Genomic DNA, 17,930 nt, shown 5'->3' with positions numbered 1-17,930 from the left:
GAGGACATTACCGCTGTCACCCAGCAGAAGGCCGGGAGTGCGTCGGGGGCGCACTCCCGGCCTGGTCCCCCTCGGGTCAGCTGTTCGGGCAGGTGCTGCGGAACTCCTCCACCAGCGTGGACTTCGACGGGCCGGGGCAGAGGAACTGCTCGTAGCGGGTGTCGTTGTCCACGAATCGCTTCAACCACGAGATCATGTATTTGGCCTGCGTGGTGTTGGGCGTGTTGGGGAAGAAGTGGCTGGCGTTGTTCAGTTCCAGGTACGCCTTGTCCGGGGCACTGGACAGCGAGGTGTAGAACGGCTCGGCGTGGCTGGAAACCGGGGCCACCGAGTCGGACTCACCGCCGACGATGAAGGTCGGCACCTGGTCGGTGTTCCAGCTCTTGTCGCTGTTCCACGGGGCCAGCGGGATGGCCGCCTGCAGGCTCGGCCGCTTGACCGAGGCCTCCAGCGAGCCGCCGCCGCCCATCGAGTGCCCGGCCACGGCGAGCCGCGTCGGGTCGATCTTGCTGCGGACGGTGGTGGGGCTGTCCTGGGTCAGGTAGTCCAGCGCGGCGAGCAGCTGGTCACCGCGGCTGGCGGGCTGGTCGTAGATGGTGTTCGTGTCGATGGTGATCACCACGAACCCCTGCGAGGCGAGTCTGCGGCCCATCCACGAGATGGTGGACTGCGACGCGGTGAAGCCGGGCGAGATGGCGAGCGCGCCGTAGGTGCCCTCGCTGGTGCTGGTCGGGTAGTACACGGTGCCGCCGCCGAAGCCGGAGACCAGGCTGGAGACCGTGCTTTCCGACGTGGCGAACGGGCCGGTGGTGGCTTCGATGCTGGAGTTGGTCGGAGCCGGGCCCCGCTGGTACGGGTTCTGCTGGGCGCCGGCGGCCGGGGCGGCGAAGGCGGCGGCGCTCAGCGCGAGGGCGAGCGCGGCACCGGTGAGTCGTTTGCGCACTTCGTTGTGCTCCTTCGGGGGAGGATCGGGGGCGATCGTGACGGACGGTGCTGACTCTGGCACCCGGCGCGCCCGCCCGGCATCGGCGAAATTGCCAGCCCCGGTCCACGCGGCCGGTCGCGGATAGGCTTTCCCCTCGTGACCGCACGTGCCGAGGACCTCGTCCGGCTCGCCGCCCGCAAGCTCGCGCGGGGCGAGCGGCTGGACCTGAGCACGCTCGCCGCCGAGGCGGGCATCTCCCGCGCCACCCTGTTCCGCCGCGTCGGCAACCGGGAGGACCTGCTGGGCGACGCGCTCTGGCGCATGTCCGAACGCACGCTGAGCCGGGCGGTCCGCCGCTGGGAGGAGACCGCGGGCCCGGTGGTCCGCGACACCGAGGGGCAGCTGCGCTGCCTGACAGTGATGGGCTGGTACCGGGCGGACGTGGCCGCGGCGAACGGCCTGCGCGTGCTGCTGGACAGCGAGCCGACCACGGCCATCCGGGTGCTCACCGACCCGCACGGCCGCGTGCAGCCCAAGGTGATGGCCGCCTACCGCGAACTGCTCGCCCGCGACGTCGCCGACGGCGGTTTCACGCCGGTGGTCGACCTCGATTCGCTCAGCTTCGCGTTGGTGCGTCTGGGGGAATCCTTCCTCTATTCGGACATGGTCGCGGCCGGTCGGCCGAACCTGGAAGCGGCGGCCAAGCTGCTGGGAGTCCTCGTCGAAGGCGCGCCGGTACCTGTCCGATAGGCCGGACCGGTGGTTGTGAAACACATCGCCTTGGTGTTTCATGCGGTCAGGCTCGTGTGTGCCTCCCCGGACGGCGTTGTCCACAAAGGAGTGTCTCCATGCCCGATACCTGGCTGCCCGGATTCGGCCCCTCGCTGGACTACCCCGAGGTGGCCGTGCCGGCGATCCTCGCCGGGTCCGCCCGGCGCTTCGGCGACCGCGACGCCTTCGTGCACGGCGACGAGCGGATCACCTTCAGCGAGCTGGGCCGGGCCGCGGCCGCCTTCGCCAACGGCCTGCTGGCCGGTGGCCTCTCCCCCGGTGACCGGGTCGCCCTGCGCATGCCCAACTGCCTGGCCTACCCAGTCGCCTACTACGGCACGCTGCTCGCCGGCGGGACGTTCGTGCCGGTCAGCCCGCTGCTGCCGGAGCCGGCCGCGCAGGCGCTACTGGCCGACGCGGGCGCGGTGCGCACGATCACCGCCGCCGACGTGCCCTACCTTTGCTCCGGGATGAGCGAGGCGCCGCCCGATCTCGACCTCGACGTGCACGAACACCTGGCGCACCTCGCCTACACCGGGGGCACCACCGGGGTGTCGAAGGGCGTGCGGCTGCCGCACCGCAACGTCGTGGTGAACACCCTGCAGTACGCCTGCTGGGGCGCCGGGGCGGTCCCCGCGCTCGACGAGTACGGCGGGCTGGTCCTCGACCAGGTCGGCAGCCCCGAGGAGTGGCCGACCCGGCTGGGCACCGGCATCGCGATCAACCTGACCCCGTGGTTCCACGCGATGGGCACGATCGGCGGGCTGAACGCGCCGGTGCTCGGCGGCACCACCGTCGTGCTGCACTCCCGGCTGGACCCGGCCGCCTACCTGGCCGACGTCGAACGGCTCGGCGTCACCTCGATGGGCGGCGCGCCCGCGTTGTTCGCCGCGCTCCTGGCCTGCCCGGACATCCGGACCCGCGACCTCAGCTCGGTCCGCTCGATCAGCTCGGGTGCCGCGCCGATGCCGCTGGAGATGATCAACCAGCTGACCCGGCTGCTGCCGGACACGCCGATCCTGGAGGGCTACGGCCTGACCGAGGTCACCATGGGCGCCACCAGCACCCCGTCGCACCGCTCCGGCCTGCGCAAGGCGGGCGCGGTCGGGCGGCCGGTGTTCGACACCGAGGTGCGCCTGGCCTCCCTCGACGGCGACGGCGCCGAAGTGGCGACCGGGGAACGCGGCGAGGTCTGCGTGCGCGGCCCGCAGGTGATGCGCGGCTACCACAACCGGCCCGAAGCCACCGCCGAAGTGCTGCGCGACGGCTGGCTGTACACCGGCGACATCGGCGTGCTGGACGACGACGGCTACCTGTCCATCGTGGACCGCAAGAAGGACATGCTGCTGTACAAGGGGTACAACGTCTACCCCCGTGAGCTGGAGGAGCTGCTGATCGCGCTGCCGGAGGTGGCCGCGGCGGCGGTGGTGGGCCGCCCGGACCCGGCGGTCGGCGAACTGCCGGTGGCCTTCGTGGTGCCCGCGCGGGCCTCGGTGTCCGGCGCCGACGTGCTCGACGCGGTGAACGCGCAGGTGCCCGGGTACAAGCGGGTGCGGGAGGTGCGGTTCGTGCCCGAACTGCCGGTGTCCGCCGCCGGGAAGATCCTCAAGCGGACCCTGCGCGAACAGCTGACATGACCGGCCCGCCGCTGTTCGGGCGGGACCGGGAACTGGCGGTGCTCGACGACCTGCTGGCCACCGGCGGCGGGGTCGTGCGGTTCACCGGGCCGCCCGGGATCGGCAAGACGCGGTTGCTGGAGCACGCCGCGGCCGGTGGGCTCCGCCAACTCGGCGCCACCGGTGCACCGGCCGAGCGAGCCCTGCGTTTCGGCGCGCTGCACCGGTTCCTGCAACCGGTGGCGGACCTGCCCGGCTGCCCGGACCCGGTGCGCTTCGCCGCCGGGCTGGGCGGTCCGGAACCGGGTGAGTTCGCCCTGTTCAGCGCGGTGCACCGGCTGCTCGCCGAACTCGGGCCGCTGCTCTGCTGGGCCGATGACACGCAGTGGTGGGACGAGGCGTCGCTGACCGCGCTGGCGTTCGCGGCCCGGCGGCTGGCCGGGCTCCCGGTAGTGATGGTGTTCGCGACCGGGCCGGGATTCGCCGGGCCGGACCCGCTCGACGGCCTGCCCACGATCCGCCTGGCGCCCCTCGACGACACCGCCGCCGCGAACCTGCTGCCCCCGGGCGCACGGCCGGAGTTGCTCACGCTCGCCGGTGGCAATCCGCTGAACCTGCGGGAGCTGGCCGAGTCGGGTGGGGAGACGCTGCCCGCGGATGGCCGCCAGCGCACCGCTTATCGCCGGGTGTTCGACGCGCTGACCCCGGCGGCCCGCAGGTTCGTGCTGCTGGCGGCGTCGGAATCGCCGCTGAGCCAGGCCGAGTTCGACCGGTGCGGGGTCCATGCCCGTGAGGAAGCACTGGCGTCGGGTCTGCTGGCCAGTCCGGTGGTCCGTGCGACGCTCCGGGAAGACACCGCGCCCGCCATGGCGACTGTGCTCGGTGAGGCGGCGTTGCGCGCGGGTGTGAGCGAGGAAGCCGTGCACGCCTTCGAACGCGCGGCGGAACTGACCTCGGACGGTCCACAATGGCTGATCCCGGCCGCGCGCGGTGCCTGGGAACTCGGCCGCACATCCTGGGCACGGCAGTTGCTGCGCCGGGCCGGGGATCGGTTGCTGCAGGGGGAAATCGAGCTGCGGGACGGCGAACCGGCGGTCGCCGCGCACGAACTGCTCACCGCGGCGGAAAGCCTGGCACCCAGCGAGACTTCGGTCGCCTTGATGCTGGCGGGGGAAGCCCGCCGGATCAGCGGTGACCTGCGGGGCTTCGCCGCGATCGCGGTGCGCACCGCCCAGCTCGCGCGCACCTCGGACGCGCCAGGCGTACGGCTCGCCGCCGCCCACACACGCGGGTTGACCGCGACCTTCTCCGGCAGGCACGAAGAAGCGGTCCCAGCGCTGGAAGAAGCGCTGCGGGTGGCGCCCGACGACGTGCGCAGCCAGGTCTGGGCCGCCGAAGCCGCGCTCTCCCTCGGCCGGACGGCGCTGGCGCACGAATACGCGGCGGCGGCGGTCGCGCGGGCGCGGATCGAAGCGGTGACCACGCTGCCGTGGGCGCTGATCCACCTCGGGATGACGGCGGCACTGCTCGACCGGCACCGCGCGGCCGTGGCCGCGGCCACCGAAGGGCTGGCCGAAAGCGCCGGTCAGCGCACCTGTGCCGCGGAGAACCTGACCGTGCTGGCGTTGTCCGCCGCGCAACTCGGCGACGCCAAGGCCGCCCGGAAGTGGCTCGACCAAGCCGAACCGGACCTCGACCGGCGCTCGCTCGGCCGGCCGCGCGCGATCGCCGCGTGGGCCGAAGTGTGCCTGGACCTGGCGACCGACCGGCCCGCCGAAGCGCTGGCCCGCTTCCACACGCTGTCCGCCGACACCGGGCACGCGCAACCGGCGATCGCCGTGCTCGCCACGCCGCTGCTCGTCGAAGCGGCCGTGCGCTGCGAGGAACCGGAGTACGCGGTGCGCGGGCTGCGGGTGCTCGACGGCTGGGCCGAGGCGACCGGCAGCGTGCAGTGGCGGGCGCTGGCGCAGCGGTGCCACGGTCTGCTGGCGCGGGATCCGGACGCCGCCGACAAGCACTTCACCATCGCCGTGGACCTGCACCGGCTGGCGCGTACCCCGCTGGAACTGGCGAAAACCCAGCTGTGCCAAGCGATGCGGCTGCGCCGGGACCGGCGATTCCGCGACGCGCGCGAACTGCTCGGCGACGCGGCCCGCCTGTTCGAACGGCACGGCGCCGACTTCTGGGCCGGGCGGGCCCGTGCCGAACTCCGCGCGGCGGGCGGTGACCCGGCCGAACTCACCGACGGCGACCTGCCCTCGCTGACCCCGCAGCAGACGCAGATCTCGCTGCTGGTCGCCGGGGGCAAGACGAACCGCGAGATCGCGCGGCGGCTGGTGATCAGCCACCGCACGGTCGACCACCACCTCCGCAACATCTACACCAAACTCGGCGTCCGTTCCCGCGTCGAACTCGCCGCGATGCTCGCGAAACGGGCCACGGCGCCGCCGGGCGACGGCACCGGGCCCGGTTCGGTCAGCTTTTCATGAAGTTCGCGATCGAATTCAGCACGGAGAGATCGGCCAGGAAGCCGATGTGCGTCTGGCAGGCGACGTTGTTGTTCGTCGCACCGGAAAGCCGGGTGCTGGTGTAGGGCAGGATGATCCCGTCGCACGCGGAGTACCAGGTCGCGTACTTGGTGCTGCCCGGCGTTTCGTCACCCGAGGTGATCTGCCCGATGAACGAGGAACCCGGGTACATCTGCTGGCAGGTCACGTAGATCAGGCAGGCCCCGGCGAAGGTGGTGCCGTGGTTCGCGCCGGCGATCGAGGCGAGGTGCGTGACGTTCGGGTTGCCGCCGAGGACCTTGAGGTAGTACTGGCTGACCAGCCCGCCCATCGAGTGGTTGACGATGCTGACCTGCGACGCGCCGGTCTGCGACTTGACCTGGTTGACGTAGGTGGCCAGGCCCTGGGCGTTCTGGACGTTGTTGCCGTACGAGTTGTACTCGTAGGCGAAGAGCTTGCTGCTCGACCATCCGGCCGACTGGAACACCGACCGGGCGGTGACCCAGTTCGAGGCGCTGCCGGTGTACCCGTGCACGAAGATCACCGGGGTGCTGGTCCCGGCGCTCGCCGCGGGCATCGGCGAGAAGACGAACAACGCGGCCAGCACGGCCGCGAGCATGCCGAAGAATCGACGCATGAATTCCTCCAGATCACAGGAACGAACTCATGCAGCCTGACCCGCCGGCGACCGGGCGAGCATCGGCGAAATCACCGGTTCGGCGGGGGCGGCGATGTCAGAGGAGGCGGTGCAGGGGGACGGCGCCTCGGGCTCGTTTGCGCCATTCCCGCGGGTAGCCCAGCGAGACTTCTTCGAAGCGCACCCCGTCCGCCTGGGTCGAGCGCGGGATGTGCAGGTGGCCGTAGACCGCGATCTCCGCGCGGAAGCGCAGGTGCCAGTCCTCGGTTTCCGTGGTGCCGCACCACATGGCGAACTCCGGCCAGTACAGCGGCTCGGTCGGGTGCCGGTGCAGCGGCCAGTGCGACATGAGGATCGTCTTGCGGTCCTCCGGGATCTCCAGCAGCCGCTTCTCGGTCACCCGCAGCCGCTGCGCGCACCACTCCTGGCGCGTCGGGTACGGGTCCGGGTGCAGGAAGTACTCGTCGGTGCAGATGACGCCCGCCTCCCGCGCCTGGTCCATCGCGACCGACAGCGGCCGCCCCTGGGCGGCGGGGGTGCGCCAGCTGTAGTCGTAGAGCAGGAACATCGGCGCGATGGTCAGCGGCTCGCTGCCGTGCTCCCACACCGCGAACTCGTCCTCCGGGGTGAGCACGTCGAGCTCGCGGCACCGGCGCACCAGCTCGTCGTACCGCGCCTGCCCGCGCAGCTGCACCGGGTCGCGGTCGGTGGTCCACAGCTCGTGGTTGCCCGGCACCCAGATCACCTTGGCGAACCGGTCGCGCAGCATCTTCAGCGTCTTCATGATCGCCGGGACCTGCTCCCCCACGTCCCCGGCCACCAGCAGCCAGTCCTCCGGTCCGTCCGGGCGGATGGTGTCGACGACCTCGGCGTTGCCTTCGTGGGTCACGTGCAGGTCACTGGTGGCGAAGAGGGTGGGCACGCCCCTACGTTAGCGCCGGGCTCCGCCGCCGGGCCAAGCGCAGCAGCACCAGCGCCCCGGCCGGCAGGAACAGCGACGCTTGAACGTCGAGCAAGATCTCCAGGTCGATGCGGTCGGCCAGCGCCCCGGCCACCTGCATGCCGAGCGCCTGCGCGGCGGCGATCCCGGCGAAGGCGGTGCTGAGCACCCGGCCGGTCAGCTCGGGCGGCGTCACCGTCTGGATCACCGACAGCACCCCGCTCCCCAGGAAAACCCCAGGTCCACCGGCCACCGCGAACAGGCCGACGAACACCGCCATGGCCGTGGTCAGGTGCGCGGTGTTCCAGATCAGCGCCGAGTACACCCCCATCGCGAGCGCGCCCCAGCCGAACAGTTTCGCCGGGGCCACCCGCCGCGCCACCGTCGCGACCAGCACCCCCGCCGCCAGTCCGCCGACGGCCTGCACGCCCCGCAACAGGCCCACATCGGCTTCGTCACCCCGCAGCGATTCGAGGACGAAAACCAGGAAAAGCACTAGGAACATGCCCTGGGCGATCGACTGCAGCACCACCGCCACCGAGGTCACCCGCAGCGCCGGGTTCCGCCGGATCTCGGCCAGCCCGTCGACCCACTGCCGCAGCACGTGCGGCCGCTCCCCCGAACCCGGCAGGCCGGCCGCGAACCGCGGGGCGAACAGCGCCCCGGCGAGCACCAGCACCGCGGCGTAGACGCCGACCGTCAGCCCGAGTCCGCCGAGTCCGAGGAGCACGCCCCCGGCCCAGGCGCCGAGCAGCCGGGCCACGTTCGCGTTCACGCTCATCAGCCCGTTCGCGGCGGTCACCCGCTCGGGCCCGACGAGCTGCGGGACGAGCGCGTTCCGCGTGGGTTCGGAGATCGCCGCGAGCCCGGCCTGCGCGGCCATCACCACGTACAGCACCGCCACGTGCTCGGCGAGCAGCAGCGGCACGGCCACCGCGGCCTGCGCGAGCGAGACCGCGCACAGCACCCGGTGCCGGTTGCCGCGGTCGGCCAGCGGACCGGCGATCGGGCTGACCACCACCGCCGGCACCAGGCCGATGATCATCATCACCGCGGTGGACGCCGCCGAGCCGGTCAGCCGGTACATCGTCAGCGGCAGCGAGACCTGCAGGATCCACTCGGCGACCTCGGAGAGCAGCGAGGCCGCGGACAGCCTGGCGAACTTGGGTTCCCGCAGCAGATTCACGCGCTCGGCTGCCCGTCGGCTTCGATCCGCCGGAAGGCACGCAGGCTGACGTGCACCGGGCGCGCGTCGGCGGGCGCGTCCTGGCGGATGGTGCCGACGTACGGCCGGATGAGCGCGTCGACCGCGGTGACCAGGTCCGCCAGCTCAGCCGCGGTGACGCGCAGGCCGTAGAAGTTGATCGAGGAGGCGTCGAGCCATTCGGGCTCGCTCCGCTCGGCGGTGTCGAGATAGCGCTGGGTCAGTTCCTCCTCCTCGCGGAGGCGGGTGCCGAACACGGCCAGCTGGGCCGAGCGGGCGGACGGCTCGTCGGCCAGCTCGCCGAAGTCGAGCCCGACGTGCTTCACGCGCCACGGCCGCTCCCGGCCGTCCCCGCTCTCGGCCCGCTCCACCAGGCCGAACTCGGCCAGTTGCCGCAGGTGCCAGCTGCAGTTCGACGCCGACGAGTCCACCGCCACCGCGCACTCGCTGGCCGTGCGCGGGCCGACCGCCATCAGGTAGTTGAGCAGCGCCGACCGCAGCGGGTGCGCCAGCGCCTTGAGCAGCTCCACATCCCGGACGCGGGTCCGCGGCGGTAATTCGGCCATCGCTGGTCCAATCTGAAAGAAGTCTTTCGAAAGTTCTCTTTCAGAGTTGCACAGAAGGTTCTGGAAGCCAAGGGGTTGCTAATCCAACTCCAGTTGCGTTAACCTGCTCGCATCATGGACAACTGACACCAGCCCCCACCCGCATCCGCGGCCTCCTCGTGCCCGGCGGGTGTCCCCTTGTCTCCACGGGCCGGTGATGCTCCATGTCTTCTTCAGCGTCTTCGAACACGATGTCCCTGCAAGCCAGGGATCTCACCTTCAGCTATGGCGACCGCGTGGTCTTCGACGGGCTCGACCTGGTGGCCAGCGCCGGGCAGCGACTCGGGCTGGTCGGCGAGAACGGCATCGGCAAGTCCACGCTGCTGCGCCTGCTCGCCGGGCTCGAGGAGCCGCACGCCGGCACCGTGCAACGCGGTGCCGACCTCGGGTTCTTGTTGCAGGAGCTGCCCTTTCCCGGCGACGCACGGCTTTCCGACGTCATCGACGACGCGCTCAGCGAGATCCGCGACGCCGCCGCCCGGCTCGACCAGCTGACCGAACGGCTGGCCGAGGCACCGGAGGACCAGGCCGTGCTCGACGAGTACGGCCAGGTCCTGGAATGGGCGCAGGCGCACGACCTGTGGGACGCCGACCGCCGCGCCAAGCTGGTGTGCGACGGGCTCGGCCTCGCGGGGATCGCGCCGGACCGGCCGCTCGGCACGCTTTCCGGCGGCCAGCGGTCCCGGCTGGGCCTGGCCGCGCTGCTCATCCGGCAGCCGGCCACCCTGCTGCTCGACGAGCCGACGAACCACCTGGACGACGCCGGGATGGAGTTCCTCGAACGCCACCTCGCCGCGCTGCCCGGCGTCATCGTGTTGTCCTCGCACGACCGCGTCTTCCTCGACGCGGTGTGCACCGACATCGTCGACCTGGACCCGGCGCTCGGCGGGCCGACCCGGTACGGCGGCACGTATTCCGACTACCTGGTCCAGAAACGGGCCGAACGGGCGCGCTGGGCCCAGCGGTACGCGGAGGAACAGGACGAACTCAGGCAACTGAAGGAAGCCGTGGCGGTGACCGCGCGCAACGTCGCGCACAACCGACCGCAGCGCGACAACGCGAAGATGCTCTACGACTTCAAGACCGGCCGCGTGCAGAAGCAGATCTCGCGGCGGGTGCGCAACGCCCAGTTGCGCTACGAGGAACTGCGCCGTGACCAGGTCCGCAAACCGCCCGCGCCACTGCGGTTCTCGGCGAACCTGACCGCGGCCGCCACCGAGGACAAGCTCGCCCTGTCCGCGCGCGGCATCGACGTACCCGGGAGGCTCCACATCGGACAACTGGATCTGGCCACCGACGACCGGCTGCTGATCACCGGCGGCAACGGCGCCGGGAAGTCGACGCTGCTCGACGTCCTGGCCGGGCGGCTGATTCCGGAATCCGGCACGGTCAGCCGCGGCAGCGGGATCAGGATCGGCTTCCTGGAACAGGACGTCGTGTTCCCCGACCTGAGCCGGACACCGCGGCAGCTCGCGGGCGACGGCACGCTGAGCGAGCTGGGCCTGATCGCCCGCCGCGACCTGGACCGGCCGGTCGGGCACCTCTCGGTCGGGCAGCGGCGGCGGGTCGCGCTGGCGCTCCTGCTCGGCGAGCCACCGCACGTACTGCTGCTCGACGAACCGACCAACCACATCTCCCTCACCCTGGCCGAGGAACTGTTCGCCGCGCTGGGCACCGCGCCCGGTGCCGTGGTGATCGCCTCACACGACCGCTGGCTGCGCCGCGGCTGGACCGGCCGGGAACTGAGGCTGCGCGAGGGAAAGGAGGACCGCGCTTGAGTAGGACGACCACAGCGCAATTGAGTCTGCACGCGGTCTCGAAGGCCTATCCGGGCCATCACGTGCTGCGGGACGTGACGTTCACCGTGCGCCCCGGCGAACGAGCCGGAATCGTCGGCGAGAACGGCTCCGGCAAGTCCACCCTGCTCCAGCTGATGGCGGGTGCGATCCAACCGGATTCCGGGGAGATCAACGTGTGTTTCCCTGGCGGTGTCGGCTTTCTCGACCAGGTTCTCGCCCTCCCACCGGAAGCCACCGTGGCCGACGCCGCGGACAGCGCACTGGCCGATCTCCGCTGGCTCGAAGCCGAACTACGCCGCCTGGAAAGGAGATTGTCCGATGAGGATCTGACGCGGTACGGCGCCCTGCTGGCCGAGTTCGAACGCCGTGATGGGTACACAGTGGACGCCCGGCTGGCGGAAACACTGGACACCCTCGGGCTTTCCGGTCTCTCGCGGGAGCGGCGGCTCGGGGAGCTGTCCGGAGGTGAGCGGGCCAGGCTGGCACTGGCCGCCGTGCTCGCGGCCGACCCCGAGTTGCTGCTGCTCGACGAGCCGACCAACCACCTCGACGCGCAAGCGCTGAGGTGGCTGGAGAACCGGCTGCGCCGACATCGCGGCACGGTGGTGGCCGTCTCGCACGACCGGCTGTTCCTCACCGCCATCACCACGACGTTGCTGGAGGTGGAGTCCGGCACGGTCCGGCGCTACGGCACCGGGTACGACGGCTACCTCCGCGAACGCCGTGCCGCGCGGCTGCGCTGGGAGCAGGCGTACGAGGACTGGCGGGCGGAAATCACGCGCTGGACCGAGTTCGCCGAGCACACCGCGTACCGGGTGGCGCCGGGACGCCCGATGGCCGACCACAACAAGTGCAAGTACCACGGGGACGGGCGCCGGGTGCAGCAGTCGATCACCACCCGCACCCGGTCGGCCAGGGAACGGCTCGGCCGGTTGCGGGCGAGACCGGTGCCGAGGCCACCTGATCCGCCGCGGTTCACCAGCAGCGCCCGCACCACGGGCGAAGCCGGCGGACCGTTGCTGGAAGTGTCCGCAGTGGACATCCCGGGCCGGATCACCTTCGACGGGTTCACCCTGCGGGCGGGCGACCGACTGCTGGTCACCGGGCCGAACGGCGCGGGCAAGTCGAGCCTGCTGCGGGTGCTGGCCGGTGAACTGGCACCCGGGGCGGTCCGGGCGCACGGGCGCGTCGGTTACCTGCCGCAGGACGAACCGGCCGCCACCGGCACGCTTTCGGTGGGCCAGTGGCGGCGGGTGCGGCTCGACCGGCTGCTGGCGGACCCGGTCGACGTCCTGCTGCTCGACGAGCCGACGAACCACTTTTCGCCGGTGCTCGTCGAGCAACTGGAAGCCGCACTGCGGGACTACCCGGGGGCGGTCGTCACCGTTTCCCACGACCGCCTGTGGCAGCGCCGTTTCGGCGGCCGCGAAGTACTCGTGGCCGCCGGGCGGCTACAGGGCGATCCCGAGTAGGGCGTCGACGGCGTCGCGCACCAGGCCGGGCGCGGCGTTGTCGGTCCCCCGCCGGGTCAGCGCTTCGTCCACCCAGGCGTCGACGGCCGCGAGCGCCTTGGGCGTGTCGAGGTCGTCGGCGAGGTGCTCGCGCAGCCGGGCCACGGTGTCCTCGGCGGCCGGTCCGGCGGGCAGCGAGATCGCCTCGCGCCAGCGGGACAGCCGCGCCTCGGCGGCTTCGAGCACCTCGTCCGTCCACGACCGGTCGCTGCGGTAGTGCCCGGCGAACAAGCCGAGCCGGATCGCGCCGGGGTCCACCTTGTCCGCCCGCAGACGGGAAACGAACACCAGGTTCCCCTTGGACTTCGACATCTTCTCACCGTCGAGGCCGATCATCCCCGCGTGCACGTAGTGCCGCGCGAACGGGTGCTCGCCGGAAAGCGCCTCGGCGTGCGCGGCGCTGTATTCGTGGTGCGGGAACGCCAGGTCGGAACCGCCGCCCTGGACGTCGAAGCCCATGCCCAGCCGGTTCACCGCGATCGCGCTGCACTCGATGTGCCAACCGGGACGGCCCGCGCCCAGTTCGGACTCCCACGACGGCTCACCGGGCCGTGCGACGCGCCAGAGCAGCGCGTCCAGCGGGTCCCGCTTGCCTGCGCGGTCGGGGTCGCCACCGCGCTCGGCGAAGAACTTCGCCATGGTCTCGGCGTCGTACCCGGACTCGTAGCCGAACCGGCCGCTGCCGTCCTTGGCGAAGTAGATGTCGGGGTACTCCGGGTCGTCCACCCGGTAGGCCAGGCCGCTGGCCAGCAGCTTGCCGATCACCTCGACGATCTCCGGGATGGTCTCCACCGCGCCGACGAAGTCGCGGGGCGGAATCACCCGCAGCGCCTCCATGTCCTCACGGAACAGCGCGGTCTCGCGCATGCCGAGCACCACCCAGTCGTCCTGGTCGCGCGCGGCCCGTTCGAGCAGCGGGTCGTCGATGTCGGTGACGTTCTGTACATAGTGGACCTCGTGCCCGGCGTCCCGCCAGAGCCGGTTCACCAGGTCGAACGCCAGGTAGGTGGCCGCGTGCCCGAGGTGGGTGGCGTCGTACGGGGTGATCCCGCAGACGTACAACCGGGCCGTCGATCCCGGCGCCGTCGGCCGGAGCTGCCCGGTCGAGGTGTCGTGGAGCCGCAGGGGACGGGAAGTCCCTGGCACCCGGGGCACAGGAGTCGATGACCAAGTCTGCATACGCTCCAGCGTAAGCCGACCCCCGTGGTGCCTTCCCGCCCGGTGGGATGATCGGACGGGAAGGCGGGGCCGCTACTCCGTCCTTGCGGAGTTCGCCACCACGGCGTCGCGGATGAACTCGGCGAGGCCGGGGCGCTGGTCCGGCTCGCGCACGAGGAAACCGAGCTGTACCGGTTCGGTCACGTAGAGCGCGGTGACGTTGCGATGCATCTCATACCCGCACTCCCCCATGAACGACCCCAGCATCCGCCGGTGCTCCTCCGCGAGGTCCATCGCCGCCTCGCTGTCCGGCGCGGCGCCCGCGTCCAGCAGCGCGAGCAGCCGCTCCACCCAGTCCTGCCGGACGCGCTCGGCCTCGGCCCAGTCCTCCTTGGTCCTCGGCTCGGCGTTCTCCTGCGCCCACTGCCACTCCGGCGTGCCACCCCAGCGCGCGGCGGCCTGCTCGGCATAGCCTTCCGGCTCGCGGAAGCCGCCGAACACCTCCAGCTTCTCCTCCGGCGTCAGCGCTTCGCCCATCTTCTTCGCCTCCAGCACGTGCTCGACGGACGCGACCATGCGCTGCAACCGCTCGATCCGCTCGTGGAGCAACTCGCGCTGGTGCTCGAGGTGCCCGACCGGATCGCCCGACGGTTCGTCCACAATGGCCGCGATCGTCTCGAGGGGGAAGCCCAGCTCCCGGTAGACCAGGACGCGCTGCAGCCGGTCCAGATCGGCGTCGCTGTAGCGGCGGTACCCGGCGGCGCTGCGGCCGCTCGGGGTGAGCAGGCCGATCTCGTCGTAGTGGTGCAGCGTGCGCACGGTCACCCCGGCGAGTTCGGCCACCCGGCCGACCGGCAAGCCCACGGCGTTCCCCTCTCCCCTTTTCGGCCGGTGTCCCGGCCCTGACGAAGGCCACTCTGGGTCCTCACGTCGCGTGAGGGTCAAGCCCGTTCCGGCCACTGCGCCGAAGCCGACCAGAGCAGGGCGAGCCCGGCGGTCAGGTCCTCGCCGTTCGGCGCGCCCTCCGGATCGAGCAGCCACTGCACGGAAAGCCCGTCGCAGACCGCGATGACGAAGCTCGCCACCGCCGCGCAGCGCGGGTCGTCGGCGGACCAGCCCTCGCCGAGCGACTGCGCCACCAGCCCGGCCACCCGGCCCCGGCAGCGCCGGTACTGCGCGGCGAACTGCTCGCGCAGCGACGGCATCCGCTCGGCCTGGGCCAGAGCCTCCACATAGGACAGCAGCAGCGCGCGGCGGGTGTCGAGGTTCTCCAGGAACGCCGTCCAGGTCACCCGGCCGCGCTCGATCGGCGGCACGCCGGGCTCGGCCATCGCGATGTCGGCCAGCTGGTTGGTCCACTCCTCGAAGACCTCGCCGATCGCCGCGGTGAGCAGGCCGGCCTTGGACCCGAAGTGGTACCCGATCGAGGCCAGGTTGGTGCCCGAGGCGGCGACCAGGTCGCGCGCGGTGATGTGCGCGTAGCCCTTGTCCTCGAGCAGCCGCCGCGCGGCGGCCAGCAGTTCTTCCCGGTGACCCACCACCACAGCCTAGGTGCTGTCCATCTGGACAGCCGATCTATACGCGCGTATAAATCGGGGCAGACGCCTCGGGAGGAGACGCCATGACCAGCACCGCACCGACCCGTCCCGCCACCCGCCCGACCGGTTCCGCGGCGCTGCCGCCGGGACCGCGCCTGCCGGTCGCCGTGCAGACCTTGCTCTTCGGCAGCTTCCGCCAGTTCCTGCTGCCACTGGCGCGCCGGCGCTACGGCGACGTGGTCCGGCTGCGGATCTACCCCGAGCGCGACGTGGTCTCGCTGTCCGACCCCGAGCACATCAAGGCCGTGTTCACCGGCCCGGCCACCACCTTCCACGCCGGCGAGGGCAACGCGATCCTCAAACCGCTGATGGGCGAGCACTCGGTGCTGCTCACCGACGAGGACGAGCACATGCGGGCGCGCAAGCTGCTGATGCCCGCGTTCAACGGCTCGGCACTGCGCGGCTACCGCGAGATGGTCACCGAGCTGACCGTGGCCGAGGTGCAGCGGTGGCCCCACGATCGGGTTTTCCGTTCACACGGACGGATGCAGGCGCTGACGCTGGAGGTCATCCTGCGCGTGGTGTTCGGGGTGGCCGACGGACCACGACTGGACCGGCTGCGCGTCCTGCTGGGCCGGTTGCTCGACATCAGCCCGCTGGACATCTTCGGCTGGCACAACGCGAACCTGCAGAAGTTCGGCCCGTGGAAGCGGAACGCCCAGCGGCAGCGGGAGATCGACGAGCTGATCTACGCCGAGATCGCCGACCGCCGCCGTGCGGACGACCTGGACACGCGCGGCGACGTGCTGTCCCGCCTGCTCACCGTGCCGGGTGACGATCCGCTGTCCGACGCGGAACTGCGCGACCAGCTGATCACCCTGCTGCTGGCCGGGCACGAGACCACCGCGACCACGCTCGCCTGGGCCTTCCACGAACTCGCCCGCGACCCCGCCCACCTGCGCGCGGCCACCGAAGCCGCCGATTCCGGCGACGAGAAGTACCTCGAAGCGGTGACGAAGGAAGCGATGCGCCTGCACCCGGTGATCCACGAGGTCGCGCGGCGGCTCACCGAGGACGTCGAGGTCGGCGGCTACCTGCTGCCCGCCGGGTTCACCGTGCAGCCGTCGATCGCGCTGGTGCACGCCGATCCGGCGAACCACCCCGACCCGGCGCGGTTCCGGCCGGAGCGCTTCCTCGACGGCACGCCGCCCGCCGGGACCTGGTTCCCGTTCGGGGGCGGAGTCCGCCGCTGCCTCGGTGCCGGTTTCTCCTTGATGGAAGCCAATGTCGTGCTGCGCGAGGTGCTGCGCCGCTTCCACCTGTCGCCCGATCGGCCCAACCGGGAACACGCGAAAGCCCGGCACATCACCATGGTTCCCGCTCGCGGCGCGAGAATCCTTGTCACTGGGCGGAATTGATCAGCCCTGCCCGCCGGATCGCCACCAAAAGGTGACGTGATTCGTGTTGCGCCCGGTGCCCGGAAAGCGACTCACCCAGAGGCACACTTTCCGAGCACAAGGGGATGGGGACATGACGGACGGCGCGAGCGGGACCACGGGGCGGTACCTGGTCCTGCTGGAAGAGGATTCAGCCGTGGCGGGGGCCCGGAGCATGGCCGACGTCGCCGGGCTGCGGACGGCGAGCACGGCGGACCTGTACGACACCGCGACGGCCGGTTCGCTCGGCGACGCCGACGGGCTGCTGTTGCACGAACTGGGCGTGGCGGTGGTGACGGCGGGCGAGGACCAGGTCGCCGCGCTCACCGCGGCGGCCGACGCGCCGGGGCCGATCTCCCGGATCGAGCCCGAGCGCACGGTCTTCGCGATCTCACCCGCCGCGCCGACCGCGGAGCAGGCCGCGATCGACGAGAAGCTGTTCACCTGGGGCCTGCAGGCCACCCGGGCGCACGAGAGCCAGTTCAGCGGCAAGGGTGTCCGGGTCGCCGTGCTGGACACCGGCGTGGACGTCGGCCACCCCGACTTCGCCGGGCGCACGCTGGTCACCAGCTCGTTCGTCACCGGCGAGGACGTGCAGGACGCCAACGGCCACGGCACGCACTGCATCGGCACCTCGTGCGGGCCGCGCAAGGTCGACGGCGGGCCGGGCTACGGCATCGCCTACGAGGCCGAGATCTACGCGGGCAAGGTGCTGGGCAACTCCGGTTCCGGTTCCGACGGCGGCATCCTGGCCGGCATCTCCTGGGCGATCAGCAACGGCTGCGCGATCATCTCCATGTCGCTGGGCGCGGACACCAACCCCGGTGACCCGTTCTCGCCGGTCTACGAGCAGGTCGCCCAGCGCGCGCTGAGCCGCGGCACGCTGATCATCGCCGCGGCGGGCAACGCCAGCGAGCGGGCGAACGGCAGCATCGCGCCGATCGGGCACCCGGCGAACTGCCCGTCGATCCTCGCCGTCGGCGCGGTCGACTCCGCCGGCGCGATCGCCGACTTCTCCTCCGGTTCGGTGGACGCGGGCCACGGCGTGGACATCGGCGGGCCGGGCGTGAACGTGCACTCGGCGTGGCCGATGCCGAAGCGCTACCGCAGCATCAGCGGCACCAGCATGGCCACGCCGCACGTGTCCGGCCTGGCCGCGCTCGTGGCGCAGAAGTACGGCGCCCGGGGCTGGGAACTGTGGGGCAGGCTCTCGCAGTGCTCGCTGCGCAGCGGGTTGTCTTCGCAGGACTCAGGTGTTGGACTGGTGCAGGCGCCCTGAACCG

Annotated in this window: 15 protein-coding genes; 7 read left to right on the top strand and 8 right to left on the bottom strand. The window is 71.7% G+C overall.

Annotation, left to right across the window (positions count from 1 at the left end; translation table 11 throughout):
* Nucleotides 1-76: 76 nt before the first annotated feature.
* Entirely contained in the window at nucleotides 77-943 is an 867-nt protein-coding gene (locus JOM49_RS23630) for an alpha/beta hydrolase family protein (protein ID WP_209666426.1), read from the bottom strand.
* A gap of 138 nt (nucleotides 944-1,081) precedes the next feature.
* On the opposite strand from JOM49_RS23630, the gene JOM49_RS23625 reads away from it, so the two are divergent.
* From JOM49_RS23625 to JOM49_RS23615, 3 genes are all read left to right on the top strand, one after another.
* Nucleotides 1,082-1,675, top strand: coding sequence for a QsdR family transcriptional regulator (locus JOM49_RS23625; RefSeq protein ID WP_209666425.1), 594 nt, complete (start codon nucleotides 1,082-1,084; stop codon nucleotides 1,673-1,675).
* Between the two features lie 98 nt (nucleotides 1,676-1,773).
* Nucleotides 1,774-3,333, top strand: a complete 1,560-nt coding sequence (locus JOM49_RS23620) for a class I adenylate-forming enzyme family protein (protein WP_209666424.1) — start codon at nucleotides 1,774-1,776, stop codon at nucleotides 3,331-3,333.
* Nucleotides 3,330-5,801, top strand: coding sequence for a helix-turn-helix transcriptional regulator (locus JOM49_RS23615; protein ID WP_209666423.1), 2,472 nt, complete (start codon nucleotides 3,330-3,332; stop codon nucleotides 5,799-5,801). The genes JOM49_RS23620 and JOM49_RS23615 overlap by 4 nt, the downstream gene beginning before the upstream one ends.
* On the opposite strand, the gene JOM49_RS23610 is transcribed toward JOM49_RS23615, so the two are convergent.
* The 4 genes from JOM49_RS23610 to JOM49_RS23595 form a co-directional block, all read right to left on the bottom strand.
* Nucleotides 5,788-6,456, bottom strand: a complete 669-nt coding sequence (locus JOM49_RS23610; RefSeq protein ID WP_209666422.1) for an esterase/lipase family protein — start codon at nucleotides 6,454-6,456, stop codon at nucleotides 5,788-5,790. The genes JOM49_RS23615 and JOM49_RS23610 overlap by 14 nt on opposite strands.
* A gap of 97 nt (nucleotides 6,457-6,553) precedes the next feature.
* Nucleotides 6,554-7,378, bottom strand: coding sequence for a metallophosphoesterase family protein (locus JOM49_RS23605; RefSeq protein WP_209666421.1), 825 nt, complete (start codon nucleotides 7,376-7,378; stop codon nucleotides 6,554-6,556).
* A gap of 4 nt (nucleotides 7,379-7,382) precedes the next feature.
* The gene (locus tag JOM49_RS23600) at nucleotides 7,383-8,582 is read right to left on the bottom strand and encodes an MFS transporter (RefSeq protein ID WP_209666420.1); all 1,200 of its coding nucleotides are present in this window, start codon (nucleotides 8,580-8,582) and stop codon (nucleotides 7,383-7,385) included.
* The gene (locus JOM49_RS23595; RefSeq protein ID WP_209666419.1) at nucleotides 8,579-9,166 is read right to left on the bottom strand and encodes an ArsR/SmtB family transcription factor; all 588 of its coding nucleotides are present in this window, start codon (nucleotides 9,164-9,166) and stop codon (nucleotides 8,579-8,581) included. The genes JOM49_RS23600 and JOM49_RS23595 overlap by 4 nt, the downstream gene beginning before the upstream one ends.
* Nucleotides 9,167-9,369: 203 nt before the next feature.
* On the opposite strand from JOM49_RS23595, the gene JOM49_RS23590 reads away from it, so the two are divergent.
* Nucleotides 9,370-10,983 carry an ABC-F family ATP-binding cassette domain-containing protein gene (locus JOM49_RS23590; protein ID WP_245369443.1) on the top strand — a complete coding sequence of 538 codons (1,614 nt, stop codon included), beginning with the start codon at nucleotides 9,370-9,372 and terminating at the stop codon, nucleotides 10,981-10,983.
* Complete coding sequence (locus tag JOM49_RS23585) at nucleotides 10,980-12,476, top strand: ABC-F family ATP-binding cassette domain-containing protein (protein ID WP_245369442.1); 1,497 nt, start codon at nucleotides 10,980-10,982, stop codon at nucleotides 12,474-12,476. Before JOM49_RS23590 ends, JOM49_RS23585 begins: the two co-directional genes overlap by 4 nt.
* Here JOM49_RS23585 and mshC read toward each other — a convergent pair.
* The 3 genes from mshC to JOM49_RS23570 form a co-directional block, all read right to left on the bottom strand.
* Nucleotides 12,456-13,694 carry a cysteine--1-D-myo-inosityl 2-amino-2-deoxy-alpha-D-glucopyranoside ligase gene (gene mshC / locus JOM49_RS23580; protein ID WP_209666418.1) on the bottom strand — a complete coding sequence of 413 codons (1,239 nt, stop codon included), beginning with the start codon at nucleotides 13,692-13,694 and terminating at the stop codon, nucleotides 12,456-12,458. The two genes, JOM49_RS23585 and mshC, sit on opposite strands and share 21 nt — an antisense overlap.
* Nucleotides 13,695-13,766: 72 nt before the next feature.
* A complete protein-coding gene (locus tag JOM49_RS23575) occupies nucleotides 13,767-14,537 on the bottom strand; it encodes a MerR family transcriptional regulator (RefSeq protein ID WP_209666417.1) in 771 nt (256 codons plus the stop codon).
* Nucleotides 14,538-14,614: 77 nt separating this feature from the next.
* Nucleotides 14,615-15,211: a TetR/AcrR family transcriptional regulator gene (locus tag JOM49_RS23570; protein ID WP_209666416.1), complete on the bottom strand. Its 597-nt coding sequence runs from the start codon at nucleotides 15,209-15,211 to the stop codon at nucleotides 14,615-14,617.
* Nucleotides 15,212-15,294: 83 nt separating this feature from the next.
* On the opposite strand from JOM49_RS23570, the gene JOM49_RS23565 reads away from it, so the two are divergent.
* Entirely contained in the window at nucleotides 15,295-16,629 is a 1,335-nt protein-coding gene (locus tag JOM49_RS23565; RefSeq protein WP_209666415.1) for a cytochrome P450, read from the top strand.
* Between the two features lie 112 nt (nucleotides 16,630-16,741).
* Nucleotides 16,742-17,926, top strand: a complete 1,185-nt coding sequence (locus tag JOM49_RS23560) for a S8 family serine peptidase (protein ID WP_209666414.1) — start codon at nucleotides 16,742-16,744, stop codon at nucleotides 17,924-17,926.
* Nucleotides 17,927-17,930 lie beyond the last annotated feature (4 nt).

This window comes from Amycolatopsis magusensis, from assembly GCF_017875555.1.
Classification (GTDB): Bacteria; Actinomycetota; Actinomycetes; order Mycobacteriales; family Pseudonocardiaceae; genus Amycolatopsis; species Amycolatopsis magusensis.
The sequence above is the reverse complement of the archived record's forward strand: the minus strand, read 5'-3'. Positions and strand labels throughout refer to the sequence as shown.

What these genes read in the sequence shown, in the direction of transcription:
- JOM49_RS23620 (WP_209666424.1), top strand. Translation starts at nt 1,774, where the DNA reads ATGCCCGATACCTGGCTGCCCGGATTCGGCCCCTCGCTGGACTACCCC.
- JOM49_RS23560 (WP_209666414.1), top strand. Translation starts at nt 16,742, where the DNA reads ATGACGGACGGCGCGAGCGGGACCACGGGGCGGTACCTGGTCCTGCTG.
- JOM49_RS23615 (WP_209666423.1), top strand. Translation starts at nt 3,330, where the DNA reads ATGACCGGCCCGCCGCTGTTCGGGCGGGACCGGGAACTGGCGGTGCTC.
- JOM49_RS23590 (WP_245369443.1), top strand. Translation starts at nt 9,370, where the DNA reads ATGTCTTCTTCAGCGTCTTCGAACACGATGTCCCTGCAAGCCAGGGAT.
- mshC (WP_209666418.1), bottom strand. Translation starts at nt 13,694, where the DNA reads ATGCAGACTTGGTCATCGACTCCTGTGCCCCGGGTGCCAGGGACTTCC.
- JOM49_RS23595 (WP_209666419.1), bottom strand. Translation starts at nt 9,166, where the DNA reads ATGGCCGAATTACCGCCGCGGACCCGCGTCCGGGATGTGGAGCTGCTC.
- JOM49_RS23610 (WP_209666422.1), bottom strand. Translation starts at nt 6,456, where the DNA reads ATGCGTCGATTCTTCGGCATGCTCGCGGCCGTGCTGGCCGCGTTGTTC.
- JOM49_RS23565 (WP_209666415.1), top strand. Translation starts at nt 15,295, where the DNA reads ATGACCAGCACCGCACCGACCCGTCCCGCCACCCGCCCGACCGGTTCC.